An 8,734-nucleotide genomic window follows, 5' to 3' on the forward strand; every position below is an offset into this window, starting at 1 on the left:
CGGAGAGGGCCATGTCCGCATGCCGGATGCCGAGTTCGAGGAACTCCTCGCGCGGGCAGCCGAAGAGGGGGCGAAGCGCGCGCTGGCCGATGTCGGCCTCGACGGGAAGGAAGCCGCCCTCGACATCCGCGATCTCCGCGCGCTGCTGGACGCCATTCGCTTCGTTCGCCGCACGGCCGTACAAAGCGCGGTCCACCTGATCACCACCGGCGTCATCCTGGCACTGCTCGCGGGGATCGCCCTGAAGCTGAAGATCTTCGGCAGCGGGCCATAGGCACACAGCCCTGCCATCTCCACCGCGAACACGACCAATTCGCCCGCCCCCCGGGCGGGTTGTCTTTTGCCATCACCAACGAAAAGGAAACCTGCCATGACCACCGGTTCCAATGAGCCGCTGCGCGACATCCAACGCGCGCTCGAAACACTCGGTCATTCGCCTGGGCCCGTGGACGGTCGCTGGGGTTTGCGCACCGCGCGAGCCCTGAAATCCTTGCTCGCGGCAAATGGAAAAGCGGCTTCGGTCGTTCCTCAAGGGCCGCTGCCGTGGATTACAGAAGCAAAATCCGCACTGGGCCGCCATGAAGCGCGTGACCGATCTTGGCTGATGGATTGGCTGAAGAGAGATGGTCGAAGCTTGGGAGACCCCTCGAAGAACCCCTGGTGCGGTGATTTTGTCGAAACCTGCATCCGGGTTTCTTTGCCAGACGAGCCGTTGCTGTCTGCGCTCGGAAGCAATCCCTACTGGGCCCGGCACTGGCTGTTCTTTGGACAGGCGGTCCAGCCGATAATGGGCGCTGTGCTTGTCTTCGAACGCGGTTCTGGCGGCCATGTCGGCTTCGCCATTGGCCAAGATGACACGCATTTCTACGTGTTGGGCGGCAATCAATCCGACGCAGTCACTGTCGCCCGCATCGCCAAGTCGCGCCTCTTGGGGGCGCGCTGGCCCGCGACCGTCCCGCCCCGCATTCAGCGGCTTCCCACGATGAAGCCGGGCGAATTCCTCACCACCACAAATGAAACCTAGAACAGGAGCTACCTCCATGCTTAGACCTGCCATCCTGGCACTGGTCCGTCAGATATTGACCGTCGCTGGCACTGCCTTGGTCGCGAAGGGCTATATCGAGGCGTCCGATATCGAACCTGTCATCGGTGCCCTTCTTACAATCGGGTCCGTCGTTTGGTCCGTGGCCGACAAGCGAGCGCGATCCAAGATCTCCTGATACCGATTTCCGACGCAACTTGGGCGCGCCGTTCGACCTCCCACATTCGCGAGAGGGATCGGCGCGCCCACCCATGTGGACAGACATCGTTCAATGCGATGCCTGTACGGTCGGCAATATGTCGGCCGACCGCGGTGGGCTCCGAGCGGGTCCGCCGCCATCCCCACCCCGCGCTTGATCCGACCCACCGTCCGGCGTCTCCCGCGGTCCCCGCGCTTTCGGGTCCGGGTCCCCTGTCTCTTCAGATGCCTTGCGGCCTACTCAAGGGCAGTAGTCAGCACTGCTGGCGGATCGGAGAGCTGCGTCAGTGTGCCAACGATCTGCCGAAACTCCCGTAGAATCTCGGTGTGGTTGCGCTCAAGGTATCTGGCCAGCCGTTCATTTCCCAAGAGGCGCTCCACATATCGACCGGCGACAACCAGACGCAAATGATCGGGGCCAAGATTTCCTTCGATCAGTTTGATATTTTTCTGCAGGCTGGCCATCTCTGCCTTCATCCGATCCGCCTGTTCGCGGGTGATGCCCGGTGTTGCCTTCTTTGAATTCGGGTTGATCAGATCGGCAGGATCAGTCGCCGCCAGGATAGCTTCCACATAGGGCACCGTGTAATTGTTCGCGGCGATCATGAGTTCGGCCGCCTGAATCTGGCGAAGCGGCTTCATTTTGCGCAAAGCACGAAAACTGTTGAGCGGGCAATGCTTGGCCTTCAGGAGTTCTGCCGCCTCGGGGCAAATACCGTTCAAGAGCGTACGCTTATGCTGAATCAGGGCGACGTTGACGTTCAGGGCAGCAGCAATGCGCGTCTCGGAAACACCTCTCTGAACCGCACGCAGGATCATCTTGTGCTCCTGGATCGTGGCCAGACGGCTGATGCGCTTGTTGTATGTGAAGGATTCATCGTCGGTCGCGACGAGGCAGGTCACGGTCTGTTCGCCCATCTCTTTCAGGACGTGGAGCCGCACATGGCCATCGAGAAGGATGAATGAACCGCTCTGTCCGGGTGCGCGCGAAACCACCGGTGGCTCGATCAGCCCTACTTCCCGGATCGAGGCCGCAATCTGAGCATATTTCTGACTTTTCGGTACAGTGCTGGAGAGAGGCTTGACCGGCAGAATGGCTGCAATCGGTATCGTGCATAGGCTGGCTTCGAAACCCGGTTGCTTGGGCGAGGGAAGTTTCTCGAACTGTGTCATATCCGTTGTTCTCCCAGGCTGTCGGCAATGATTCCGGGCAGGGTTTCAAGTCCCTCGGCACGCAGAAGGGTCAGGAAGTTCTCGTCGCCCAGAAGCGATCGGAATGCCGCGTCCATGAACAAAAGGCTGCTTCGGGTCGCTTGAGCCCGGCGGATCATGTCCTGCTGGCGCTCCGCCTCGGCTCGATACGCTCGGACCAAAGCCGCTGACGTCATGCGAGTTCGCGCCTGCCCGGCGGAACGCGTCGTTCCCTTCTGTTTGCCATGACGCTGCCGCAACTCGACCAGTCGTCGCGCTTCGAGCAGCTTCTTGCCGCGCAGTTCACCTGAGGCGTAGGCAGCCTCCAACGCTTTCTGCACATCCTTTTCCTCGGCGCGCGAGATGTAGAGCGCAACGCTGAGGGGCATTTGACCGGTCTCGACAGCTATGAGAAGGCGCTCTTCGCCATTGGCGATCAACTCACCGATTTCATGAACATAGGCGAGGGAGAGCCCAGTTTTATCGGCGATGTCCTGGTCGGAGTATCCTCGGTCCCGCAGAATTCCGATGTCTTGCAGAAGTTCCAAGGGCCGGTGCTGGCGACGTGCGATGTTCTCGATCACGCTGCGAAGAAGTCTTTCGACCTCATTAGCGTCCACAACGATGGCGGGTATCTGGGTTTCGCCCAAAGCCTGATAGGCCTCCATCCGCCCTTGGCCACAAACCAGCCGGTAGCTGTCACCAGCCTCGTCGGCCACGCGCGCCACCGTTATGGGCTTTTTCAGACCGACCTTTCCGATGCTTTCCACCAGAGCGCGGAAGGTTCTTTCTGACCGCTCCCTGGGGTTCTCCACGGTGATGGCAGAGATGGGGATGACCTGCACTTCGCTCTGCGTATCGACCTCGCCTACCATGGCGCCACCTCGGCTATTGGTACGCGCCGAGCCATGTCGAAGAAGAAATCCAACGTTTCAAATCGGAAGGCGTCCAGCATCAGGCCATTCTCCTCTCCAAGCCCCAGGGGCTTTGTCCGCATCTCAAACTGGGGCAGAAGGTAAAAATCGAGCGCGGCAGTGTTGGTTGTGTTCATTCGGATCGCGACGGTGATGTCCGGGGCCAACCCGGAATCGAACCGGATTTTCCACCTCAGGCGGCCAGACGGTGTTGCCCGACATCGCGCAACGACAACTGATGCAGTGAACTCGCCGTTGATAACCAGCAGGTCGGTCACTGGGTTGCGGGCAACCGTCGCTCCAAGCTGAGCGATCTCGCGGATAACACGTGCGACCTCGACACCATGAAACTGGCGCAACATCCTGTTGACTTCGATGTACTGGTAGTCGCGATCCGGCGTGAAGCCGACAAGCGAGTAGGCCCGGAGCAGACTGCCAAAGCGATGGGCATAGGCTGCGCTTGACGGCATGGCGTCCGCCTCGTCGATCACAATGCCAGAGATGTATCCATGGCGTTGGAGGAGCCGTGCCAGGCGCTCCAGCATTTCGTCATCTGAGAAGCGGCGGTTGCGGGCGGCAATGATGGCCTGCACTTTCTGGAAATGCTTCGGCTCGACGATGGCCTCGAACACCCCTTCTGACCTGATCCACATATCCGGGCCGTTGGCGACACGCTTCTGTTTCAGTTTGAACGAACGACGATTATAGACGTTGTTGCCGATGTATTTCTCGTTGGTCAGTACCTGATGGACGGTCGCACGGGTCCATACGCGCTCGAGATCGCTTAGGATCCCGCGCTCGTTCAACTCGGCCGCAATTTCGCTTTCCGAGCGACCGTGCTTTAGGAACCGGCCATAGATCCAACGCACGGTCTGTACCTCAACGTCAGGCCCAGGCATCAAGATGACTCTGTCGGTTTGCAGGCTCTTGTGCTCGCCGCGCTTGAGCTCGGCCTTCACCTCACCCCGTTCGTCAAGCAGGACTCGCCGAAGGCCAAAGCCAGCCGGGCCGCCCTGTCGGTAGCCGAGCTCGATCAGACGGCACTGCCCGATGAAAACCTTGTTGGAAAGTTCCCTGCTGTATTCCCCAGCCATGGCGCGCTTGACGCCTTTGACGATGGTTGCGATCGGACTGCCATCGTTTTCGAATTGTTCCGCGCAGTATTCGACCTGCTTGTTCGCGCGACGGCATATGTACTCGTAGTAGGCGGACTCGTCGGCATCCTGAAATCGGCCCCACCGGCTGACATCATAGACCAGGATCACCTCGAAATCAGCGGTGCCGTCCTGGACGTCCTGGATCAGTTGCTGCAAGGCATCGCGGCCTTCGATCCTCAACCCACTCTTCCCGGCGTCAGCATAGGAACGGACCAGTTCGAAACCGCGTTCCGTCGCATATTTGCGGATCGCGTCCGACTGGTTTTCCGTCGAGTACTTCTGGTGGTCGGTGGACATGCGGACGTACTCGGCCGCACGCCGTAACGGCGGGGAATTCGCAGGTTCTTTTGATGAAGGCGGCTCTTTGCCTGCCATGCCCCTCTCCCGATCAATTCATGCAGGCGTTTCCGTCTGGTCGGACCCGGGGTCTTGGCTGGGGCGCAAAAGGGAATCTGCCGCTGTGTTGTCTTCTCCACAGGTTTACCGGAGGAGGACGCAGCGATGCGGATCAAGATGGGCACATCTGTGCCGAAAATGGGCACAGATGTGCACCTAGACGCGGATCAGGCCGCGTATCGTAGGGCAATTGCGGATGCATTGCGTCGTGAGTTGGGGCCAACGCATCAGGCCATCAAGACGGTGATGCGCTGGACAGGAGCAAGCGAACGCACTGCCAAGTACTGGCTATCTGGCGAGCGGGGGCCAAGCGGAGAGCATCTGATCCTTCTCGCCATGCACTCTGATGCGGTGCTACTTGTGATCCTGTCGATGGCGGACCGGCTCTCTACCGGCGGACAAAGGTGCGAACGCTGTCCAGAACGTCTTCTCGTGTTACGAAACCTCAGACAAGAGGTGGTGCCGTCCGAGGAACTGTAACGATCTCCAAGTGCACTTTTGCCCATTGATGTTAGCTTTGCGCCCTTGGCTGTCATCAAGCCTGCTTGTTCGCCGTCTGCTAGCACCAAAGGACTTTGATGACAGAATGAGGCTCTATTCTGTTGCCAAGCCCTCTTGGCGCGACTACGTTGGCATCAACCCTCGTTGATGACAGAATCGGCGCATAAATGGTCACCAAACCCTATGATTTGACAGATGCTGTCACGTACCATATCGGCGGCTTCCCTCCGTCAAGCCTAGACTATGCGGCTCTGCTTGGTCCGCTTGAGGAGGCGGCAGCATCGCTCGCCAGGTACGACACTAAGATGTCCGGCATGGTAAACAGCGAACTCTTCCTTGCTCCCTTACGACGCCAGGACGCGGTTACTTCATCCCGGATGGAGGGAACCATCTCCACCATCGAAGAACTGTACCGTCTTGAAGCCGAAGAGGATGCGGGCAGCGTCGACCCTTACCGGGAAGCGCGGAACGACGACGTCGAGACCTACCTCTACTCCCGCGCGCTGCGGAATGCTCAGCAGGCGCTTGCGGAAGGAGCGCCGCTTGGCGAACACCTGATCCGGACTGCTCACCAGCAGTTGCTGTCCTTTGGACGGGGCGCTCGAAAGCGTCCGGGAAGCTACAAAGTGGAGCAGAATTACATCGGAGACGAACGGCGAGGAAAAATCTACTACGTCCCGATCGCTCCTGAACAGCTGGGCCCAGCGATGGCCGAACTCGTCCGCTACATCAACGAGAGCACGATGCGGCCGCTCATCCGCACTGCCATCGCACATGTCGAATTCGAGGCCCTGCACCCATTCGAAGATGGAAACGGTCGGATCGGTCGAATGCTGATCACCCTGATGCTATGGAAACTTGGCGTACTGCATCAGCCGAATTTTTTCGTCTCCGGTTACTTCGAGGCCAACAAGGACGAATACATCGAACGGATGCGCGCGGTCTCAGCTTCAGGTGACTGGACTGGATGGGTGGCATTCTTCCTCGAAGCGATGCACGCCCAAGCGACAGTAAACATTCAGACCGCGGACGCGATCTTTCGCCTTCATGGCGAGATGCGGGAGCGGTTCCGCGAGGTGTTGAACTCGCAATTCCATGATCAGGCGCTGGACTACGTCTTTGCGAGCCCGATCTTCCGCAACGATCGCTTCGTGGAACGCTCGGGGATCCCACCGTCCTCAGCGCGCGCTCTTTCACGGCGGCTAGTCGAGGCTGGTATGCTGCGCACCATTGAGCCGGCTTCGGGCCGACGTGCGGCGATGTACGCCTTTGACCCGTTGCTCGATCTGCTGAAAGTGTGACGGCCACTTCGACGATTGTCCGAGCGGTCGATGGGGGCCTCGATAAACGTTGACCAGGTGTTGACAAGAATTTGGAATGAGTAAAGCCGAGCGTTATGCTCGGCTTTTAAGTATTTGATCCTAAGGGATTTTTTGGTTGCGGGGGCAGGATTTGAACCTGCGGCCTTCAGGTTATGAGCCTGACGAGCTACCGGGCTGCTCCACCCCGCGTCCGTTGTGGTATCCCGAGGGCTTTATTTTGGCGATCGGGGTTTATTTGCATCGTATTGGAGAGAGGATTGTGTGTTTCTTTCTAGGTTTGGCGGTGACCTACTCTCCCGCGTCTTGAGACGGAGTACCATTGGCGCGACGGCACTTAACGGCCGGGTTCGGGAAGGGACCGGGTGTTTTGCTCGTGCTATGACCACCAAACCGAGGAAGAAACACGCGCGCTTTTGTCTGCGTTTTGGCAGGTTTTGGCGCGCGATCATCAGTGTGTATTGTTCCAAGTCTGTGTTGCTTTTGACTGTTCCAGGCGAGGCTATTGCCTTGCTGTTTCTGGATCAAATCAAGCCTATCGGGCAATTAGTACCAGTCAGCTGAATGCATTGCTGCACTTACACCTCTGGCCTATCGACGTGGTGGTCTTCCACGGCCCTCAAGGGAGACCTTGTTTTGAAGGGGGCTTCCCGCTTAGATGCCTTCAGCGGTTATCCTGTCCGAACATAGCTACCCAGCACTACCGTTGGCACGATAACTGGTCCACCAGTGGTTCGTTCACCCCGGTCCTCTCGTACTAGGGGCAACTCTTCTCAAGTCTCCTACACCCACGGCAGATAGGGACCGAACTGTCTCACGACGTTCTAAACCCAGCTCACGTACCTCTTTAAATGGCGAACAGCCATACCCTTGGGACCTGCTCCAGCCCCAGGATGAGATGAGCCGACATCGAGGTGCCAAACGATGCCGTCGATATGGACTCTTGGGCATCATCAGCCTGTTATCCCCAGAGTACCTTTTATCCGTTGAGCGATGGCCCTCCCACTTGGGACCACCGGATCACTATGGCCGACTTTCGTCTCTGCTCGACTTGTCAGTCTTGCAGTCAGGCTGGCTTCTGCCATTGCACTCAACGACCGATTTCCGACCGGTCTGAGCCAACCTTCGCGCGCCTCCGTTACTGTTTGGGAGGCGACCGCCCCAGTCAAACTCCCCACCATGCAGGGTCCCGGACCCGGATAACGGGCCGCGGTTAGACATCAAGAGTGCGAAGGGTGGTATCTCAAGGGAGGCTCCACGGGAACTAGCGTCCCCGCTTCGATGCCTACCACCTATCCTGCACATCACAATCCTGATGCCAGTGCAAAGCTGGAGTAAAGGTTCATGGGGTCTTTCCGTCTAACCGCGGGAAGTGTGCATCTTGACACACAGTTCAATTTCGCTGAGTCCACGTTAGAGACAGCGGGGAGATCGTTACGCCATTCGTGCAGGTCGGAACTTACCCGACAAGGAATTTCGCTACCTTAGGACCGTTATAGTTACGGCCGCCGTTTACTGGGGCTTCAATTCAGAGCTTGCACCCCTCCTTTTAACCTTCCAGCACCGGGCAGGCGTCAGACCCTATACGTCGCCTTACGGCTTCGCAGAGCCCTGTGTTTTAAGTAAACAGTCGCCACCCCCTAGTTTGTGCCCCCCACACACACTTGCGTGCATATGGGGCCTCCTTCTCGCGAACTTACGGAGGCATTTTGCCGAGTTCCTTTAACGTGGTTCTCTCAAGCGCCTTGGTATTCTCTACCAGTCCACCTGTGTCGGTTTAGGGTACGGTCTGATGGAGGGCTATTTCCAGGAACCTCTAAGCAGCCCACCCAATCCGATAAGGGCAAACTACCTTCGAGATCCGTCACTTCCTCCTGGCCCAGGAATATTAACCTGGTTCCCATCGACTACGCCTTTCGGCCTCGCCTTAGGGGCCGGCTCACCCTGCTCAGATTAGCTTTAAGCAGGAACCCTTGGACTTTCGGCGAGAGGGTCTCTCACCCTCTTTGTCGCTAC

The 8,734-nt window shown here is 58.4% G+C and carries 8 protein-coding genes, 1 tRNA gene and 2 rRNA genes (1 of these 11 cut by a window edge); 5 read left to right on the forward strand and 6 right to left on the reverse strand.

The features are described 5' to 3' along the window. Positions 1–19: 19 nt before the first annotated feature. The 3 genes from RSE12_14300 to RSE12_14310 all read left to right on the forward strand — a co-directional run bounded on the left by RSE12_14300 (position 20) and on the right by RSE12_14310 (position 1,220). On the forward strand, positions 20–274 hold the full coding sequence (locus RSE12_14300; GenBank protein ID WRH61543.1) for a DUF6127 family protein: 255 nt from the start codon (positions 20–22) through the stop codon (positions 272–274). 96 nt (positions 275–370) lie between these two features. Further along, on the forward strand, positions 371–1,024 hold the full coding sequence (locus RSE12_14305) for a TIGR02594 family protein (GenBank protein ID WRH61544.1): 654 nt from the start codon (positions 371–373) through the stop codon (positions 1,022–1,024). A gap of 16 nt (positions 1,025–1,040) precedes the next feature. Then, positions 1,041–1,220, forward strand: coding sequence for a hypothetical protein (locus RSE12_14310; GenBank protein WRH61545.1), 180 nt, complete (start codon positions 1,041–1,043; stop codon positions 1,218–1,220). Positions 1,221–1,477: 257 nt separating this feature from the next. Here the strand turns inward: RSE12_14310 and RSE12_14315 are convergent, their stop codons facing one another. Genes RSE12_14315 through RSE12_14325 form a run of 3 tightly spaced genes read right to left on the reverse strand, consistent with a single transcriptional unit; the run spans position 1,478 to position 4,877 of the window. Beyond that, positions 1,478–2,413 carry a plasmid partitioning protein RepB C-terminal domain-containing protein gene (locus RSE12_14315; protein WRH61546.1) on the reverse strand — a complete coding sequence of 312 codons (936 nt, stop codon included), beginning with the start codon at positions 2,411–2,413 and terminating at the stop codon, positions 1,478–1,480. After that, on the reverse strand, positions 2,410–3,306 hold the full coding sequence (locus RSE12_14320; GenBank protein ID WRH61547.1) for a plasmid partitioning protein RepB C-terminal domain-containing protein: 897 nt from the start codon (positions 3,304–3,306) through the stop codon (positions 2,410–2,412). The genes RSE12_14315 and RSE12_14320 overlap by 4 nt, the downstream gene beginning before the upstream one ends. Continuing rightward, on the reverse strand, positions 3,300–4,877 hold the full coding sequence (locus RSE12_14325) for a recombinase family protein (protein ID WRH61548.1): 1,578 nt from the start codon (positions 4,875–4,877) through the stop codon (positions 3,300–3,302). Before RSE12_14325 ends, RSE12_14320 begins: the two co-directional genes overlap by 7 nt. A gap of 126 nt (positions 4,878–5,003) precedes the next feature. Here RSE12_14325 and RSE12_14330 point away from each other — a divergent pair, with 126 nt between their 5' ends. Together RSE12_14330 and RSE12_14335 are read left to right on the forward strand one after the other, a co-directional pair. Next, the gene (locus RSE12_14330) at positions 5,004–5,378 is read left to right on the forward strand and encodes an XRE family transcriptional regulator (GenBank protein ID WRH61549.1); all 375 of its coding nucleotides are present in this window, start codon (positions 5,004–5,006) and stop codon (positions 5,376–5,378) included. Between the two features lie 188 nt (positions 5,379–5,566). Further along, positions 5,567–6,700, forward strand: coding sequence for a Fic family protein (locus tag RSE12_14335; protein ID WRH61550.1), 1,134 nt, complete (start codon positions 5,567–5,569; stop codon positions 6,698–6,700). A gap of 133 nt (positions 6,701–6,833) precedes the next feature. Here the strand turns inward: RSE12_14335 and RSE12_14340 are convergent. The 3 genes from RSE12_14340 to RSE12_14350 all read right to left on the reverse strand — a co-directional run. Next, positions 6,834–6,910: transfer RNA gene (locus RSE12_14340), tRNA-Met, on the reverse strand. An 86-nt stretch (positions 6,911–6,996) separates the two neighbouring features. Continuing rightward, positions 6,997–7,111 (reverse strand): 5S ribosomal RNA (rrf, locus tag RSE12_14345). Positions 7,112–7,243: 132 nt separating this feature from the next. Next, a 23S ribosomal RNA gene (locus RSE12_14350) occupies positions 7,244–8,734 on the reverse strand (it continues 1,345 nt past the right edge of the window).

Source organism: Fuscovulum sp. (assembly GCA_035192965.1).
GTDB lineage: Bacteria > Pseudomonadota > Alphaproteobacteria > Rhodobacterales > Rhodobacteraceae > Paragemmobacter.

Bases quoted from the DNA above. Each gene is read 5' to 3' on its own strand.
- RSE12_14330 (WRH61549.1), top strand. From the start codon at position 5,004: ATGCGGATCAAGATGGGCACATCTGTGCCGAAAATGGGCACAGATGTG.
- RSE12_14335 (WRH61550.1), top strand. From the start codon at position 5,567: ATGGTCACCAAACCCTATGATTTGACAGATGCTGTCACGTACCATATC.
- RSE12_14320 (WRH61547.1), bottom strand. From the start codon at position 3,306: ATGGTAGGCGAGGTCGATACGCAGAGCGAAGTGCAGGTCATCCCCATC.
- RSE12_14300 (WRH61543.1), top strand. From the start codon at position 20: ATGCCGGATGCCGAGTTCGAGGAACTCCTCGCGCGGGCAGCCGAAGAG.
- RSE12_14325 (WRH61548.1), bottom strand. From the start codon at position 4,877: ATGGCAGGCAAAGAGCCGCCTTCATCAAAAGAACCTGCGAATTCCCCG.
- RSE12_14305 (WRH61544.1), top strand. From the start codon at position 371: ATGACCACCGGTTCCAATGAGCCGCTGCGCGACATCCAACGCGCGCTC.
- RSE12_14315 (WRH61546.1), bottom strand. From the start codon at position 2,413: ATGACACAGTTCGAGAAACTTCCCTCGCCCAAGCAACCGGGTTTCGAA.
- RSE12_14310 (WRH61545.1), top strand. From the start codon at position 1,041: ATGCTTAGACCTGCCATCCTGGCACTGGTCCGTCAGATATTGACCGTC.